The organism is Streptomyces spectabilis, assembly GCF_008704795.1.
Taxonomy (GTDB): Bacteria; Actinomycetota; Actinomycetes; order Streptomycetales; family Streptomycetaceae; genus Streptomyces; species Streptomyces spectabilis.
The window spans coordinates 396,662-412,728 of sequence record NZ_CP023690.1; the positions used below are offsets into that span (position 1 = coordinate 396,662).

Annotated in this window: 14 protein-coding genes and 1 pseudogene; 2 read left to right on the plus strand and 13 right to left on the minus strand. The window is 68.8% G+C overall.

Going from position 1 to position 16,067, the window contains the following annotated elements:
* Nucleotides 1-14: 14 nt before the first annotated feature.
* The 4 genes and pseudogenes from CP982_RS01550 to CP982_RS42935 all read right to left on the minus strand — a co-directional run bounded on the left by CP982_RS01550 (nucleotide 15) and on the right by CP982_RS42935 (nucleotide 2,422).
* Nucleotides 15-659: a DUF2975 domain-containing protein gene (locus tag CP982_RS01550; protein ID WP_170316318.1), complete on the minus strand. Its 645-nt coding sequence runs from the start codon at nucleotides 657-659 to the stop codon at nucleotides 15-17.
* A 226-nt stretch (nucleotides 660-885) separates the two neighbouring features.
* Nucleotides 886-1,348: pseudogene (locus CP982_RS01555) on the minus strand (metal-dependent transcriptional regulator); the annotation flags it as partial.
* Nucleotides 1,349-1,678: 330 nt separating this feature from the next.
* Entirely contained in the window at nucleotides 1,679-2,179 is a 501-nt protein-coding gene (locus CP982_RS01560; protein WP_150508784.1) for a hypothetical protein, read from the minus strand.
* A gap of 114 nt (nucleotides 2,180-2,293) precedes the next feature.
* Nucleotides 2,294-2,422, minus strand: coding sequence for a hypothetical protein (locus CP982_RS42935; RefSeq protein WP_260423211.1), 129 nt, complete (start codon nucleotides 2,420-2,422; stop codon nucleotides 2,294-2,296).
* 467 nt (nucleotides 2,423-2,889) lie between these two features.
* Here CP982_RS42935 and CP982_RS01565 point away from each other — a divergent pair, with 467 nt between their 5' ends.
* A complete protein-coding gene (locus CP982_RS01565; RefSeq protein ID WP_150515249.1) occupies nucleotides 2,890-4,038 on the plus strand; it encodes a serine hydrolase domain-containing protein in 1,149 nt (382 codons plus the stop codon).
* A 153-nt stretch (nucleotides 4,039-4,191) separates the two neighbouring features.
* Nucleotides 4,192-5,430, plus strand: coding sequence for an IS701 family transposase (locus CP982_RS01570; protein WP_150515250.1), 1,239 nt, complete (start codon nucleotides 4,192-4,194; stop codon nucleotides 5,428-5,430).
* Between the two features lie 24 nt (nucleotides 5,431-5,454).
* On the opposite strand, the gene CP982_RS01575 is transcribed toward CP982_RS01570, so the two are convergent.
* The 9 genes from CP982_RS01575 to CP982_RS01615 form a co-directional block, all read right to left on the minus strand.
* The gene (locus CP982_RS01575; RefSeq protein WP_150508785.1) at nucleotides 5,455-6,051 is read right to left on the minus strand and encodes a hypothetical protein; all 597 of its coding nucleotides are present in this window, start codon (nucleotides 6,049-6,051) and stop codon (nucleotides 5,455-5,457) included.
* A gap of 682 nt (nucleotides 6,052-6,733) precedes the next feature.
* Nucleotides 6,734-7,576, minus strand: a complete 843-nt coding sequence (locus CP982_RS01580; RefSeq protein WP_229879217.1) for an NAD(P)-dependent oxidoreductase — start codon at nucleotides 7,574-7,576, stop codon at nucleotides 6,734-6,736.
* Between the two features lie 359 nt (nucleotides 7,577-7,935).
* The gene (locus CP982_RS01585) at nucleotides 7,936-8,859 is read right to left on the minus strand and encodes a DMT family transporter (protein ID WP_170316319.1); all 924 of its coding nucleotides are present in this window, start codon (nucleotides 8,857-8,859) and stop codon (nucleotides 7,936-7,938) included.
* Nucleotides 8,856-10,187 carry an ATP-grasp domain-containing protein gene (locus tag CP982_RS01590; protein WP_150508787.1) on the minus strand — a complete coding sequence of 444 codons (1,332 nt, stop codon included), beginning with the start codon at nucleotides 10,185-10,187 and terminating at the stop codon, nucleotides 8,856-8,858. The genes CP982_RS01585 and CP982_RS01590 overlap by 4 nt, the downstream gene beginning before the upstream one ends.
* The gene (locus CP982_RS01595) at nucleotides 10,184-10,789 is read right to left on the minus strand and encodes an HD domain-containing protein (protein WP_150508788.1); all 606 of its coding nucleotides are present in this window, start codon (nucleotides 10,787-10,789) and stop codon (nucleotides 10,184-10,186) included. Before CP982_RS01595 ends, CP982_RS01590 begins: the two co-directional genes overlap by 4 nt.
* Complete coding sequence (thiM, locus tag CP982_RS01600) at nucleotides 10,786-11,622, minus strand: hydroxyethylthiazole kinase (RefSeq protein WP_150508789.1); 837 nt, start codon at nucleotides 11,620-11,622, stop codon at nucleotides 10,786-10,788. Before thiM ends, CP982_RS01595 begins: the two co-directional genes overlap by 4 nt.
* Nucleotides 11,619-12,863, minus strand: coding sequence for a glutamate-5-semialdehyde dehydrogenase (locus tag CP982_RS01605; RefSeq protein ID WP_150508790.1), 1,245 nt, complete (start codon nucleotides 12,861-12,863; stop codon nucleotides 11,619-11,621). The genes thiM and CP982_RS01605 overlap by 4 nt, the downstream gene beginning before the upstream one ends.
* Nucleotides 12,860-14,071: an aspartate aminotransferase family protein gene (locus CP982_RS01610; protein WP_150508791.1), complete on the minus strand. Its 1,212-nt coding sequence runs from the start codon at nucleotides 14,069-14,071 to the stop codon at nucleotides 12,860-12,862. Before CP982_RS01610 ends, CP982_RS01605 begins: the two co-directional genes overlap by 4 nt.
* Nucleotides 14,068-14,829 (minus strand): peptidase, encoded by a 762-nt coding sequence (locus CP982_RS01615; RefSeq protein ID WP_150508792.1) that lies wholly within the window; start codon nucleotides 14,827-14,829, stop codon nucleotides 14,068-14,070. Before CP982_RS01615 ends, CP982_RS01610 begins: the two co-directional genes overlap by 4 nt.
* Nucleotides 14,830-16,067: the final 1,238 nt, after the last annotated feature.

Consider the following 16,067-nt stretch of genomic DNA (forward strand, 5'->3'; position numbering starts at 1 on the left):
CCGCTCCTGCGGCGTCAGACAGTCCCGGCGAGGTCTTCACGCATACCGGCGCCGATGCGCATGATCCGGGCGAAGGTGAGGAGGCCGAGACCGGCGAAGATCGCCGTGAAGGGGACGTCCCACATCCACAGCCCGGACGCGGCGAGAATGCCACCGTCGCCGCTGAGGGAAGCGGCGATGCTCGTCTCGGTCACCGAGCTCGTGACCGCGGCGAACACGCTTCCACCCAGCATCCACCATCCGAGTACGCGCAACCGTCCAGCGGTCTGCACGGTGTAGAGCCCCTGTCGTTCCGCCCCCTGGATCAGCCGGACGGCCAACACAAGGGCACCGAGGAAGTAGACAAGAGGGCCCACCACATGCGCTGCGCTGAGCAGGCCCTGGAGTGCGCTGGGGTCGTCGGTGCAGTATCGCGGGTGAGCATCGAGAGTGACTGCCGCTCCGGGGGCGGGTCGGATGTCGTCCGGGAAGGGGTTCTTGCCGGCGCCGACCGTCGTGGCCTGGTCCGTGGCGCAAACAGAATCGCCCCCGATGCCCAGCACGGTGACATTCACGAAGGGGGCGGCCAGCAGCGTCACGAGGACCACCGCGGCAATCAAGGCCACGGCCCCCTTGACTGCCGTCGACATCGGCTCCAGCGGATTGCGCAGCGTTGCCATCAGGAACTCCCCCACCATATCGTTTATCGATGCTATCGAAAAACGATATAGCGGCCGCTTGCCGCTGACAACCCTCCCTTGGTAGCGCTCTGCCGCCGACAAGCGCCGACCTTCGCAAGTGTGCGGCGACCGCGCGGGACGGCGTCCTGGAGCAAGGCGAGCCGACCGCCAGCCGGACCTGACCAGGCGCCATGACACGGTCGCCAGGCAGTTCGGCGGCCCCCGCTCAGCTGCCGGCCCGTACATCGCCGGGTGTCGACGTCACGATGACCACCGCACCGGGCCCGACCCCGGCGTGCCGCAGTGTGTGCATCAGTCGGGGGGGGCGGTCTGGGCCGTCTCCTCGAGGCGCCCGACGAGCGGACTGGCGCTGTTCGGTCCGGGATTCAGCTCACCGAGGCGGACCGCGTCCTCCTCGGGGACCGGACCCATGTCGCTCTGGTGGCCCAGTTCGTCCAGGCCGGGGATGGGAATACCGCGGGGCGACATCATCGGATACTTCAGCAGTTCCAGGACGCGGCGCTCGACGGCTTCGCTCATCACGCGTTCCCACCAGCACGCCTCGGCGTGGGCCTGCTCCCACTCCAGGCCGATCATCTCGACAGGCACTCCGCGAGGCGGTGCTTACGCGTCACCCGCGTCACCAGTCGGCGTCCGTGCTCGGTCAGCTCCAGGCGCCGACCGTCGGCGGCTGGGCCAACTCATCGTGCTGCCATGCGAGTTCGCCAGCCACACCACCTCATGTCGTACCCTCCTGCAGTGCGGTGCCGCACGAGCCACCGCATCCGGGCTCCGGCCCACTATTGACCGCCATGCGCTACTTCGCTGTGGACGGCACGAACCACGCCAGCCACAAAGTGCGGGGCGCCTGATGCAAGACCTTCAAGGACCGCAGAATCGACGTCCAACTGCGGCGAGAAGGTAGCTGCCCCCTCTGGTAGGGAGCGCGTTGAGCTACTACCCGCCACACGCATCAGACCTTGCCTCAGCCTCCCTGCCGTTGTCGCTACGGAAGAGGCTCAGCCGCGCCCGCGGGCGCCGCATTCGGACTGTGGCAGAACCTTGTTGTCCTTGCCCAGGGGCGAGTCGCCGAGTCCGGCTCCTGACCAGTAGACCGCGGTCGACGCCTGCGGTGTGCCCTCGGGCGCGGTGACGAAGAATTCGGAGATGTACCGCTGCCCGCCTGCGGTCTTTCCCTCAATCTCCAACACCCTGCCGCCGGCGGACTCCTCCGTGTTCCGGACGACCACGGAGCGCAGCACACGAGGTTTGGGGCCTGGCTTCAGGCAGAAGGTGTCTGCCTGCTTGCGTGTGTATGCGCACGCCTTTTCCTGGTAGGCGAGTTCCTTACAGAACTGTGCCGCGCTCAGCTTCGGCGCGCGGGCCACTACACGGTCCAGAACCTGCTTCGCCTGTTTCTCGCTGACTGCGGCAGGAGGCTGGCTGTCCGGGGGGTCGCTTTCTTCGGAGCAGGCACTCACCGCAAGGAGAAGGGGTACGCACAGCAGAGCGGGGAGCATGGTTGATCGTCGCATGGGTGCCTTACAAATCCGGGTCGATGGGAGAGATGGGGCACGGGGCGGAAGCACGCCGAAGCCTGCTCCCGCCCCGTGGGGCCGGCCAGGTCGGAGGGGTCAGACAGTTGCGCCGACGTTGATCCAGTGCTTCCACTTCGGGCGGCCGCTGTACTGGCCCAGCTTCACCGCGACTTGGTGCTGAGTACCACGGGAGTGGGACGCCTTGCCCTTCCAGTAGCTGCTCATCTTGCCAGGCTCGCGGTACTTGAAGATCAGCTGCTTCTCACATACGTCGAAGCTCGCAGAGACACTGGCCTTCCACAGCGAGACGCTCGCACTTCGGCTCCGGCAGTCGTTACGATCCTGGCTGGCGTTGGGCGCCCAGTCCTGCCACCGCACAACGGGCCCGTACGGATTGCGCTACACACCGTGCCCGCACCGCGAGATACGCCAGGCCCCCTAGTACTCCAGCCGTAGATCGTGATCTTGCTGGTCGGGGCCGGCCGGGGAAAGCCTCAGCATCCTTACGGGGGGTAACCCCCGACACCACCCTGACGACAGCGCATCGGTACGTCAGGGGGGAAGCCGGATGGGCCGATCCCCCCTCCGCTGGTGGGATGGTCGCCGACCGCCGCATTCGGGGGCGACGCAGTCTCGGGCCACAGCTTGAGCGGTCCCTGAACGCGCGCAACCTGAACACAGAAGGGGTCGCCATGCATGGGTTAAGAAGGCGTCGGCGAGGCCTGCTCGTCCTGACCAGCCTGGCTACAGCCGTCCTCGTCGCATCGACCGCGCCCACGGCGGCGGCGAAGCCGCGGCCGGCCGATCCGCTCAAATGGCAGGTGGAGGCGATCCACCACACCGGGGCCGTCGGTGTGCACGCCGAGGTGGCGTCACCGGACGCACGCGACAGCGCGTACGCCGGGACGGCCGCGATGAACACAGGGAGGCCGATGCCGCGGGACGGCAGGTTCCGGATCGGCAGTGCCACCAAGACCTTAACCGCCACGGTCGTGCTGCAACTCGTCGGCGAGGGGCGAATGTCCCTGGAAGACACCGTCGAGCAGTGGCTGCCGGGAGTGGTCCGGGGCAACGGCAACGACGGCAGCCAAATCACCGTACGGCAGCTGCTGCAGCACACCAGCGGCATCCCTGACGTCAAGCCGGAGATTCCCGCGTTGAACAGCGCAAACGGCTATCGGGCCGAGCGGTATCGCACCTACACCGCCGAGGAGTTGGTGGAGCGGGCGATGCGGAACCGACCCGACTTCCCGCCGGGCCGTGGCTGGTCGTACTCCAACACCAACTACACCATCGCCGCCATGATCATCCATAAGGTCACCGGCCGTAGTTGGGCAACGGAGGTGCACGACCGGATCATCCGTCCACTGAGCCTGACGGACACGACGACGCCCGACACCTTCCCGTTCATCCTGGGTCCCAACGCCCGGGGCTACGCCGCGTTCGGCACCGACAGGAGCATCGACGTCACGACCCTCAATCCGAGTATGGCCGTCGGCTCCGGCTCGATCATCAGCACCGCACACGACCTGAACCGGTTCTATGCCGCGCTGCTCGGCGGCCGTCTGCTGGCTCCGGCGCAGCTCGACGAGATGACGACCACCATGCCCGCGCCCGAGCTGGGCGTGAGGTATGGACTCGGTCTTGCCGAGATTCCGTTGCCCTGTGGCGGCAGCTACTTCGGCCACCGGGGCGAACTCCTCGGCTATGTCACCTGGGGTGGCGCCACCCGAGACGGGACCCGGACCGCCGTGGTGTACGTCACCAGTGACGGCGGCCAGGACACCCAGCAGGCCATGACCACACTCATGGGTCGGGAACTGTGCCGGACCCGCTCCTAGTACTCCAGCCGTGGTACGCGCTCTTGCTGGTGGACAGACTGCGGGAAGGTCGCGGCCACCGCTGATCATCGGTGTGTGAAGACTGAAGATTATGCGGTGGCCGTGGGTCACGGCGTAGACCCTGCCCGCTGGCAGGAGGAGTTCGAGGTCCTGATGGGTCGGATAGCGGGCCGGTTCGCGCGGGTTGAGCCCCGGCGCCGGTTGAGGGCCTTCGTGCAGGGGCTGCTGTCGGAGCTGCCGCGCAAGAACTGCTGGTCGATCGCCGAGTGGGCCGGGGAGCCGAGTCCGGACGGCATGCAGCACCTGCTCGGCCGGGCCAGGTGGGATGCCGACCGCGTGCGTGATGACGTGCGCGAGTACGTGCTGGAGCATCTGCACGACGAGGATGCGGTGCTGGTGGTCGACGAGACCGGCGATGTGAAGAAGGGCACGCACACCGTCGCCGTCCAGCGCCAGTACACCGGCACCGCCGGCAGGATCGAAAACGCCCAGGTCGCCGTCTACCTCGTCTACGCGGGACTGCACGGGCACGCGGCGGTGGACCGTGAGCTGTACATCCCGCGCTCGTGGACGTGCGATCCGGACCGCTGCCGGGCCGCGGGCCTGGGCGAGGACACCGTCTTCGCGACCAAGCCGGAACTGGCCGCCCGCATGATCGGCCGGTTCCTCGACGCCGGGCACCGCGTGGGCTGGGTCGCAGGCGACGAAGTCTACGGCGGCAACCCCAAGCTGCGGTCCACCCTGGAAGAGCGCAAAGTCGGCTACGTGCTCGCCGTCGCCTGCTCAGCCGAAGTGACCACCGGTGCGGGAAAGTTCCGCGCGGACGCCCTGGCCGCGAAGGTCCCGAAGCGGGCCTGGCAGAAGCTGTCGGCAGGCGTCGGCGCCAAGGGGCACCGCTTCTACGACTGGGCCGTCATCGACCTGGCCGAGCCCCGGCCAGGCAGTCACCGGCTGCTGATCCGCCGCAACCGCACCACCGGTGAACACGCTTACTACCGCTGCTTCTCGCCGGCCCCGGTGCCCCTGGCCACACTCGTCCGCGTCGCCGGGTCACGATGGCGGGTGGAAGAGACCTTCCAGGCTGGGAAGGGCCTGGCCGGACTGGACGAGCACCAACTCCGCCGCTTCACCTCGTGGTCTCGCTGGGTCACCCTGGCCATGCTCGCCCATGCCTTCCTCGCCGTCGTGCGCGCCGACGAACACACCCGCCATCCCGCCCCGGACGGGCTGATCCCGCTCACCTGCAACGAGATCCAGCGACTGTTCACGATGCTCGTCGCCCACCATGTGCACGATGTGGCCCACCGGCTCAGCTGGTCAGCCTGGCGACGCCGTCATCAGGCCCGAGCCCGCGCCAGCCATTACCGAAGACAAGCCGCGAATCAGACATGAAGATCACGATCTACGGCTGGAGTACTAGCCGTCACATGTACTCAAGGCACGCTTGGAATAGAAGTTCCACGTCTTGTTCCCGTCGTACCTCTCCACCCAGTTCTGATAGCAGCTGTCGTTGAAGGCAGCGTAGATCTTCCTTCCGAGCCATTTCGCAGAGAGAGTCTTGCGCCGGAAACAGTCACTGGCGATCTTCTGCGCGTACGGCCGGACCGCCGCCGCCTTCACCGACGCCCCTTCAGGGGTCTGCTCGGGGTCGTACTGCGTCATGTCGTCGGGCTCCGACGACTCTTCCCACTCCACGTTCAGATTGCAGGAATCGGACGTCTCGGCGAGTTCTTCCAGTGCGAGCTGCGCATCCGCCGCGGCGTCGCCGGCATCTGCGGCCTTGTCAGCGGCGTCCTGGGCGGGAGCCGTCGAGTACGTGATGTTGACCGCGTTGCGCGGTGCGACGAGGACCTCCCCGCCACGATCGCTGCAGGCTCCTTCCGGGAGCTCGAGTTCGTCAGCCACCTTGCCCATGTCGACCTCGAGGACCTTGTAGTCGCCCTCAAGCTCGTTGGCCGCCGCGGCACCTGCCGCCGCATCTGGCGTGGTCACCACCAGTGTCTGGTGCGTCACGAGAACGTATCAGAGCTCAACATCACCAAGGAACCCCCACAGTCCTTACAGGTCGCAGCACGGCCTCCCCCGTGCCCTTGCCCCGACCCCGCAGGGCGTAGCCCAGGCGCATGTGCCTGAAGCCATCGACGGTCGGCTCCGGCCGCGAAGTCCGGCCAGTGGTCGAGCACACTGCCGCCGACAACCGGAAGATCCGATGCCCAGTCGGCGATCAAGCCCTGGAGCAAGGCGGCGAACCCGGACGGCTCACGGCCGGCAAGCTGCACGGGCCCGGGCCCGGGCCCGGGCCCGGCACCGCCGCGGAGTGCAGGCCTCGCTCCCCCCGCACTTTCTGGCGGCCTCACGAGCGGCGTGCAGTGCGACCCAGGCCAGACCGACGCCGGACGTCTCGCTGCCGCTCACGACTGCCCCACAGGGTGTAGCCGAGGTCCAGGTGCTCGAGCCCGAGAGGGAGACTGCCGCCCTGACTCACCCAGGCCACTTGGCGCGGGCCAGGCCAAGCAGTGACAGCGTGACGGCTTCAGCCGCGCCGCCAGCAGCTGGACCAGCCCGCCGCTCACGCCCGCGCCCACGGGCCAGCCACCTGCCGCCTGACGGCGAAGCAGCCACCGGCGTCAGGATGAGGTCGACAGTCACCCTGCGTACGCGACCACGCCAGGTGGACCAGAGCCCACCCTCATCACTATCGATCGGGCGCATCGACACCGGACGACTCACTGATGCGCATCGAAGCGGCATCCACGGAAAGCGGCACAGCCGACCTGCTCCGGATCAGCCGCAGCAGTGCCTGTTCTGAAGCGCTGGACATCTCACTCGGGACACCCAGGGAGTCCAGATAGCCGACCGTTGCTCGCATCTCGGCCGACCGGCGTTCGGCGTGCTGCCGGGTGCCGGTGAGGAATCGGTCGATCATGACCGGTCCGTCGGCGCCCAGTTGGTCCGTGATCTGCTCGCGCATCCACTTTTCGCAGCCCGCCGCGCGAGCGGCTTCCACCGCCTCACAGATGACCAGGGCGAGTGGCTTCATCAGCACGCTGCGCAGCAGTTTGCGGGTGGCAGCAGCACCGGCGGGAGACGTCAGCAGCTCGACGGGTGCGCCAAGTCCCCGTAGCACCCGGGCGACGGCGGGGCCACCGGGGCCGCTGGCGACCACGGCCGTCCGTGCGCCCGTGAGCGGTACCGTGCCGAGGATCGCGACATCGGCGAAGGACACCGGCGCATCGGCGAAGGCCTCGGCGGCCTCGGTCATCGTCGCCGGGGAAGCCGCGGTGAGGTCTGCCCAGCAGGTGCCCGGGGCGAGAGCGGGGCGGGCCTGCGTCGCCAGGCGGACACTCAATGACGCCGGGGTGAGCAGCAGCACCAGCTCGGCGTCGCGTACGGCGTCGGCCAGGTCCGCCGCGCGGTGGACACCGCTGGGGGTGGCGGCGGGGCCGGGGTCGAATCCGGTCGTCTCGTGTCCGGCGGCGGCCACGGCCGTCGCGTAACGGGAGCCGGCCTCGCCGAGGCCGATCACAGCGATGTGCATCAACGTCTCCTTGAACGGTGGTGAAGCGGCGCTCCCCCGGCCAGGGGTGGCCGCCGCACGGAGTTCTTCTGGTGGGAATGACTCGTCGGACGACCCACCTGGGAACCCAGGCCCGTCCGGCCGGGCCGCGCACCTCACCGGTGTGAGCCAGCGGCCGATCGGCCGGACGAGTTCGGTGCCGACCGGCCCCGGCTTGCCCCTCGGGCGCGGTCCAAGTCATGTGCACCCCGGCGAGCCAGGCCGATTCCACCAGCCGGTCAAGGTGCTCGGTGCGGCGAAACACGAAAAGCCACTGGTCACGCGCGGCGTGGTTGCGGTCAGGAGTCGCGATACCAGAAGCGATACCAGAAGTCGCGACACTAGGCATCGACGCGTCCGCGCTCCCGCCGGATCACCGCACGCTCCGCTCGGCCCGGCACCGGATCCGGCCGACTCGTCGCACTCAGGATCACACCCGCCAACGCCACTGCCCCTCCCATGAGTTGGGACCAGATCAGCGGCGCCCCGGACAGCACCGCGAACAGGTAGCCGACGGCTGGGATGCCGCCGGTGAACGTGCCCGCCACGGATGCCTGCACCTTGCGCAGCGCGAAGGTCCACAGGAGCAGGGTGAGGCCGGACGCCACGACACCGAGGTAGATGATCGCGAGCCAGCCGTCGGTGGAGGGCGGCCGGAACCCCTTCCCACCGATCTCCCACCCCAGCCACGGCGTCAGGAACACCAGGCCCCACAGGCTGGACGCCGAGGCCAGTACGACCGGCTTGAAATGGGTGCAGAAGCGCCGAACGTAGGCGGTGTAGTACGCGTACGCGGCGACACCACTGAGCACGATCATGTTGCCGAGCAGGTCGAACCGGGGCCCACCGCGCCCGACCACGAGCAGCACGCCGAGCACCGCAAGGACCAGTCCCAGTGCCCGGCCGGTACGGAGCCGTTCGCGCAGCCACAGCAGACCCAGCGTCGCGGTGAGCACCGGTAGTGCCGCCTGAAGGAGCGCGGCATTCTCTGGTGAGGTGAACAGCAGGCCCGCGTTCTGCAGTCCGTAGTAGAGGGCGACGCCGGTGAGTCCGCACACCACGTACGCGGACCTGAACAGGTCACGCGCCCGCAGCCCACCGGCGATGCCGAACGGGAGGAGCACCAGGGATCCGATGGCGAACCGCAGGAAGGTGAGCTGGGCCGGCCCGGTCTCGGCCAGCACGCGCTCGCTCACGACGAAGGTCGAGCCCCAGATCAGCACGGTGGTCGACAGCGCGAGCAGCGCGGAACCCCGACCCTTCACTCGTCCTCCGGCACCAGTCGCAGGTCCCTGCGTACGCGCGTCACCGAGTTCCGCAGCTCGACGAGGGAGGTGCTCTGCAGGTGGAGCTGCGCGAGCCAGTACGGCTGCTCGTGCACCCGGTCCTCGACGACCCAGCCACGCTCCCGCTCGGCGTAGCCCGCGATCCGCACCGTCGGGTCCACAAGCTCGGCCGGGTGCACGGCGAAGCCGCCGAACCGGACGGGGGTCCGATGGGTGCCCAGGCACTCGCTGCCATAGAGATAGACGGTGGCCGCGGCCCGCGACGGCTCCGAGTCGGGGTCGAAGCGCCGAGTGGTGCACGTACCGTGCAGCAACGCGTCCGCGAGGGCGCCGACCAGGTCACAGCCGTGGGCGAAGTCCGTCTCCGGGATGATCGTGCGGCCCGCGTAGCGAGCCGCGATCTCCACGACGGCACAGCTGCCGTCGGGCATGAGCTTGAGCTCGACATGCGTGCCGCACGTGTCGAGGCCCAGTGCGGCGACGGCCCGTTCGGCCGTGTCGATCACCCGGCGGCGGGCGTCCACGTCCAGGGACGTCGGTGAGATGTGACCGCTCTGGGTGAGCGGAGGCACTTTCGGGGTCACGTCGGTGATGGCGACCGGTACGTACTCACCGGCCACCACCAGGCCTTCGACACAGACCTGGTCGCTGAAGCCCGGTACCGGGTACCACAAGTCCGGATCGCCGTGGAGCAGTTCCTCCACCAGGAAGGCCCCTTCGGCGTCGGCCGGAACGTCGAAGCCGGCCAGCGACTGCCGTGCCGAGGCGAACACCTGCTGCGCCTGGTCGGCGCGATCGACGCGCTGGATGCCGGCCGCGGACATACCGCGCCGTGGCTTGATCAGCACGGGACCGCCCACCTCGGACATCAGGGCGACGATGTCCTCCTCCGACCGCAGCGGACGGTAGCGCACATTCGTCAGTCCTTCCGCCGTGAGGGCGTCCCGCATCAGGAGTTTGTCCCTGGCGCGTTCGGCACCGGCCGCGCCGGGACCGCGCAGCCCGAGCTTTTCCGCCGCGCCGGCCGTCTGCGTGGCGTAGAGCTCGCTGAAGCACACCAGAGCGTCGGCCTGCCAGTCCTGCGCTGCCACGACGACGCGTCGTTCGGTCTCCTGCTCGTCCCGCCGGTCCCATGTGCCGTCGTCCAGGAGAACGCGCTCCGCTCCGGCGGTGAGCAGGGCACGCTCTACCGGGTCGAGGCGTTCGGGGCGCGGCACGTAGACCGCGATACGGGCCCGCGCCCGCAGTACGGGCAGAAAGTACGGCAGCGGCGGGCCACCGTAGTCGTAGACGATGAGCACCCTCATGACGCGCCCCCCGGGTAGTAGTAAAAGGCTCGTTCTTGCGGCACGCGCGGGAACAGTGCCTCCCGCATCACGTCGTACGTCGCCCAGTCCGCCCAGTGCACCAGCGCCGACTCCTTGCTGCGCTTGGTGTGCTCCCCCTCCACGGAGTGGGTCGCGATGATGTGCACCACCTCGGTCGGCAATCCCATCTCCTCGGCGAGCCGCGCGCCTGTGTACGGGTGGCGCAGCAGCAGCGGTTGACGCAACACCGGCACCGCCGGTTCGGCCGGGCTCTTCGGTCCGAAGAGCTCGAACAGGCCGACGTCGTGCAGCAGCCCGCCGGCCAGGACGTGGTCCACCAGGGTGCGGGAGCCCACGATCCGGTTGCACTGCTCCGCCATGTCGGCCGCGGCGGCCGCCACCAGCCGGAGGTGATCGACCAGCCTCACCTCCGGGCGGACGACCGGTGGCGCTCCGGACGCGGTCTCCTCGACGTACCACATGAGGCTCGGGTCGGCCCAGCCACCACGCCGCGCGGCCTCGGTCAGCACGTCGACTGATCTGTCCCGCAGGCCGTCGTCACCGATCCTCGTGAGCTCGGGCAGCCACTCCACCCACTTCACGATGTCTCCCTGGGGGCGGACGTGGTGACCTGTGACCGGGTCGCGACCACCTCGTCGTCGATGACGGACAGCTGATTGCAGAGCTCGGGCAGGAAGTATCCGGGCCCTCGGCCGGTGGCCGCCGCCAGCTCACCGGCGACGCCGTAGGCGCAGACCCCGGTGACCGTCGCGGTGAACATGTCCTCGCCCGCGACGGCCGCGAAGGCGCCGAGCACCGCGGACCGTGCGCTGCCGGTGCCGACCACCTGTCCCATGACCGGATGTCCGTTGGCGATCGCGGCCAGCCGCCGTCCGTCGCCCACGTAGTCGACGCGGCCGGAAACGGCGGCGACGACCTGAGCGGACTCCGCCAGCTTCTGGCACACCTCGTCCGCTGGTGCCGTGGCGCTGACGGCGTCGGCGCCACGTATCACCGACGGAACACCACACAGGTCCGCCAGCTCGGCGACGTTGCCGGACACCATGCGGACGGCCCCTGTGTCGAGCAGCGCCCTGGCGAGGTTCGAGCGGAACCGGCTGGCCCCGGAGCCCAACGGGTCGAGGACGACGGGGATCGACCGTGCCGCACAGGCCTCGGCCACCCGCAGGGCGGTCCGGTCCATCCCCGGCACGGAGGTCCCGACGTTGAGGACGACCGCGTCCGCCGTCTCGGCGATCTCCGCCGCCTCCTCGGCCGCGTGCGCGAAGATGGTCGCGGCGCCCAGCGACTTCACGGTCTGCGCACAGGCAGCCATCGACACCAGGTTGGTGATCATGTGTACGAGCGGGCGGCGCTCGCGGATCGTGGCGATCGGCCCGTCACCCGTCGGCCCGTCACCCGTCGGCCCGCTCATGGCGCCGTCCGCAACTGACCGGCACCCGTCACGACGAACTTCCTCGACGTGAGGTCGGTGACGCCGATCGGCCCTCGTGCGTGCAGCTTCTGCGTGGAGATGCCCAGCATCGGGCCGAGACCGAACTCGTAGCCGTAGGTGAACCGGGTCGACGCGTTGACGAAGACGGCGGCCGCGTCCACCGAATACTGGAACGCGCGGGCGTTCGCCAGGTCGGCCGTCACGATCGCCTCCGAGTGCCCGGTGCCGTACGTGTTGATGTGGTCGACGGCGGTTTCCAGGTCCGGCACCACGCGCATGGCCACGGTCGGACCGAGGTACTCCGTGCACCAGTCCTCGTCGTCGGCCCGGGTGGCTTCGGGGGCGGCCGCGCACACCTGGGGGCAGCCGCGCACGGCGACCTCGGCCCGGTGCAGTTCGGTGACCAGTCCGCTGACGTAGCCCGGCGCGTGCGCGGCGTGCACCAGCACGGTCTCCACCGCGTTGCACATGGTCGGCGCGGAGAGTTTCGCGTTGAGCACGATCCGGGTCGCCGAGTCGAGGTCCGCCGACGCGTCGACGTAGATGTGGCAGTTGCCGCCGCCGGACGCGAGGACCGGCCAGGGAGAGCGCCTGCGCACCTCAGCGATGAAGGCGTCGCTGCCCCTGGCCACGACCAGGTCGATGCGGTGGTCGCCGCTGAGCAGGTCCCACAGTGCCTCCCGTGACGGATCGTCGACGTACCGGGTGATGCCCGGTGGGACACCGACGTCCTTCAGGCAGTCCTGAATGATCCGTACGAGTAGCTGGTTCGTCCGCGTCGATTCCCTGCCGCCCCGGAGAACGATGGCGTTGCCGCTCTTCAGCGCCATCGCCGAGGCCTCAAGGGTCACCTCGGGACGGCTCTCGTACACGGCGGCGATGACTCCGAGCGGAACGCGCATCCGGCCGACCAGGAGGCCGTTCGGCTGCGGACGGAGTTCGGAGATCTCTCCCACCGGATCCGGGCACTCGGCGAGCCACCGGACACCGTCGATGATCCGGTGGAACCGGGGGCGTTCCACCAGCATCCGCCGCAGCGCCTTGCCCGTGGCCGAGCCTGCCCGCTCCGCCCGTGCGAACTCCTCCTTGTTGGTCTCGGCGATCTCGTCGAACCGTTCCGCCATCGCCTCTGCCACCGCGTACAGGGCGGCGCGCTTCTCGTCTCCCGTCAGCCGTGCCGCTGCCGCCGCGGCCCGCCTGTCGACCACACCCCCGGTCACCGGCGCACCATCTCGTCGAACACGGCGAGCGTGGTGCTCTCCAGGAGCTTGAGGTCGTCGGAGGTGATGTTCAGCGGCGGGGTGAGACGCACGACAGAGCGTTGCTGGCCGCCGATGCCCACGAGGACGCCGCGCGCCATCATCCGGCGCCGGAACGCCGTGGCCTGATCGGGCGACCGCCACTCCAGGCCGATGAGCAGCCCCTGCCCGCGCACCTCGACGTCGGTGGGCGCCGCGGAACGCAGCGCGCCCATCAGCTGGTTGCCCGCTCGTTCCGATGCGTCTGCCAGGCCGCCCGCCGTCAACTCACCGAGCACCGCCTTGCCCACCGCGCCCACCAGGGCGCCGTTCCCACCGAAGGTGGTCGAGTGGTCGACGGGTGCCCAGCACGAGCCGAGGTCGTCCGGGGTCAGGACGGCGCCGACCGGTAAGCCGGCGCCGAGCGGCTTGCCGATCACCAGGATGTCCGGCCGTACCCCGGAGCGCTCGAAGGCGAACGTCGTGCCTGTCCTGCCGAGTCCGGTGAAGATCTCGTCGAAGATCAGCAGTGCACCCCGTGCGTCGCACAGTTCGCGCAGCGCACGGAGGAAGCCGTCCGGCGGCACGATCACCCCGCCCACTCCAAGGACCGGTTCCGCGACGACGGCGAGCAGGTCGTCCTGGGACCGCGCGTCCAGTTGGCGTCCCAGCTCGTCGAGGTCCACCTCGCCGGGGCGGGGCACCGGCAGGTGCACGATGCCCGGATAGAGGCTGAAACCGGGCAGACCGGTCTTGTAGATGTTCATCCCGGTGAGCGCGAGCGCTATGCCGGACCGCCCGTGGTAGCCGTTCTCCAGCGCGGCGATGGAATGGCCGAACCTGCCGCGAGCGGCCTGGAACTTCTTGGCCAGCTTGACCGCGGTCTCGATCGCTTCGGAGCCGCTGTTGGCGAAAAAGACCCGCTGAAACGAGCCACCGGCCAGTCTGGCGAGTTCCTCCGCCAACTCGATCACCGGTTCATTGAGCTGGAAACTCGAATGAATGAGTTCGCTTGCCTGCCGCTCGATCGCCGAGATCACCGCCGGATGACCGTGACCCAGCAGATGCACGCCAGGCCCCGCGACACAGTCCAGATAGCGGTTTCCCTCGATGTCGACGAGCCAGGAGCCACTGCCACTGCGCATGACCGGGCCGTCGAGCAGGGTGGCCACCAGCGCGGGATGCGTCATCGGATGCTCCCGGCCGGCTCCTCGTTCGCAGCTCGGCCAGAAACCGCGTTTCGCGGTGCTGGTGAACCCGCAGGACTCTGCCTCGATTCGGGCGCGAACCGCAGCACTATCTCCAGCGTGATGGAGGCCTGATCTGCCATTCGCTCCCCGTCCTCGGCTCCGGTGAACTGGCCGTGCGCACCGACCACTGAATTGCCCGTCTTCAGATATACCGGCCGTGCGACGCGCACGATGTCGGGCGCCTCGTATGTCCTGATGAACCCGCCGGATGACGGCGGGTTGTCCGTATGCACGTCGAGCGGCACGGCAACGTGCTGCCGGACCGCCGCGATGGCGGGCAGCGGGAGGTCCCTGACCGGATTGATGCTGTCCGCGCCGAATTCCTCCAGCATCGAGATGCTGATCGGATTGGCGTAGCCGAGGTGCGCGGAGGCCTTGAACGTGGTGTCCGCCGGCAGCAGACCCGCCGTCCTGGCCTGCCCGAGCGTCTTCAGCAGCCCCTCGTCGTACACGACGAACGACCGGCAGCCCAATTCGAGGCCGCGCAGCACGTCGTCGAGCGCGCGCCGGACCTGGTCGAACCCGCGCAGCCGGTACCCGATGAAACTTCCGTGCTGAGTCAATCGCGTGGGGCACGTGTCATACGTGGCGCGCGGACCCACCGAGAAAACCGCGGTGATGCCTTCGTCCGCGGCCAGCCTCAGATAGTCGGTCAGTTCTTCTCTGGTGTGCCGGAAGAGACCGAGCGTCTCGGTCACCCTGTTCACGGTCAAGCTTCTGCGCCGAGCCTGCTCCACCAGTGCCCGGAAGGTGCTGAAACTGTTGACAACCGGTATTTCGATCCGGAAGTCGGCACCATCCGCGAAAGAATGAGGTGAACTACTGAGGCTGTAGTCGTCCTGCTCTGGGAGTCCCAGGCTACGTAATATCTCCACGCCTAACAATGCGTATTCCCTTCGCGAACCCGAACCGGGGCCGGGCGGATGACGGGTAGAAACTGCTGACTGCGCCGACCGGGGCATCAGCCGTGCCCAGGGTCGTTCGTAAGCGCTTTCCAGTGATCGTGATGGTGATGGCGCTCGATTCCACACGATGTCGGGCCGGGGTGTTGACCTGTCGCACCGGCTGGTTCCTGACGAACTGCGGGAGCTGGTCGCTCCGTTGCTGCCTTCCTACTCCGCCCGTCCGCAGGACGCGGTGTTCACGGCTGTGGTGTACGTCCTCACCAGCGGGTTGCGCCTGGCGGCACCTGCCGGAGACGTACGGGGCCTCCCCGGCCAGGGCACATCGCCACTGCACCGCCTGGGCCGAGGCAACGGAGGCGTGGCGGCGGCCGCATCGGAAGGTCTTGGACGACCTCGGCGCCGCAGGCGAGTTGAACTGGACGTCGGCCACCGTGGATGCGGCTTCGGTACGGGCGGAACAGGAGGCTCGCTGACCGGGCGGAACCCGACCGATCGCGGCGGGCAGGGCAGCAACCTGCACGCGTTCTGCGAGGCCGGGGGCATGGCGCTGGACCTCATCGCCTCCGCGGTGAACACCCACGGCATCCAGGCACGCAAGCCCTTGGCGCCCGGGGTGCCCGCCGCATGCTCCCGGCGCGGGCCCCGCAGACGCCGCCCCGGCGGCAAGCTTCGCTCCGACAAGGCACCCTGCTCCGCCGAGCACCTCACCTGCTGCGGGAGCGCGACATCGTCCCGCGCATCGCCTGCCCCGGGATCGACTCCAGCAAGCGACTCGGAAGGCACCCCTGGAAAATCGAGCGGTCGCTCGCGTGGCTGTTCGGCCACCACCGCCGCACCGTGCGATACGAGCGCAAGGGCCAGCAGTACGGCTCCAGGCCTGAATCCCATGCACTTCCTCCAGACAGCGCCAAAGTAGCCCTGGAACGCCACCCTCAGACCTTCTTTTCTGGCCATCACGGCAAGCAGCGAAATTGAGCCACGGAAATGGCATCGCAGCGCGCCTCTACGCCGGCCGTACTCAGGTCGCAGGC

Coding starts and splice junctions, on each gene's coding strand:
- CP982_RS01590 (WP_150508787.1), bottom strand. CDS start 10,187: ATGAGGGTGCTCATCGTCTACGACTACGGTGGCCCGCCGCTGCCGTAC.
- thiM (WP_150508789.1), bottom strand. CDS start 11,622: ATGAGCGGGCCGACGGGTGACGGGCCGACGGGTGACGGGCCGATCGCC.
- CP982_RS01560 (WP_150508784.1), bottom strand. CDS start 2,179: ATGCTCCCCGCTCTGCTGTGCGTACCCCTTCTCCTTGCGGTGAGTGCC.
- CP982_RS01570 (WP_150515250.1), top strand. CDS start 4,192: ATGGGTCGGATAGCGGGCCGGTTCGCGCGGGTTGAGCCCCGGCGCCGG.
- CP982_RS01550 (WP_170316318.1), bottom strand. CDS start 659: ATGGCAACGCTGCGCAATCCGCTGGAGCCGATGTCGACGGCAGTCAAG.
- CP982_RS42935 (WP_260423211.1), bottom strand. CDS start 2,422: ATGAGCAGCTACTGGAAGGGCAAGGCGTCCCACTCCCGTGGTACTCAG.
- CP982_RS01580 (WP_229879217.1), bottom strand. CDS start 7,576: ATGCACATCGCTGTGATCGGCCTCGGCGAGGCCGGCTCCCGTTACGCG.
- CP982_RS01610 (WP_150508791.1), bottom strand. CDS start 14,071: ATGACGCATCCCGCGCTGGTGGCCACCCTGCTCGACGGCCCGGTCATG.
- CP982_RS01565 (WP_150515249.1), top strand. CDS start 2,890: ATGCATGGGTTAAGAAGGCGTCGGCGAGGCCTGCTCGTCCTGACCAGC.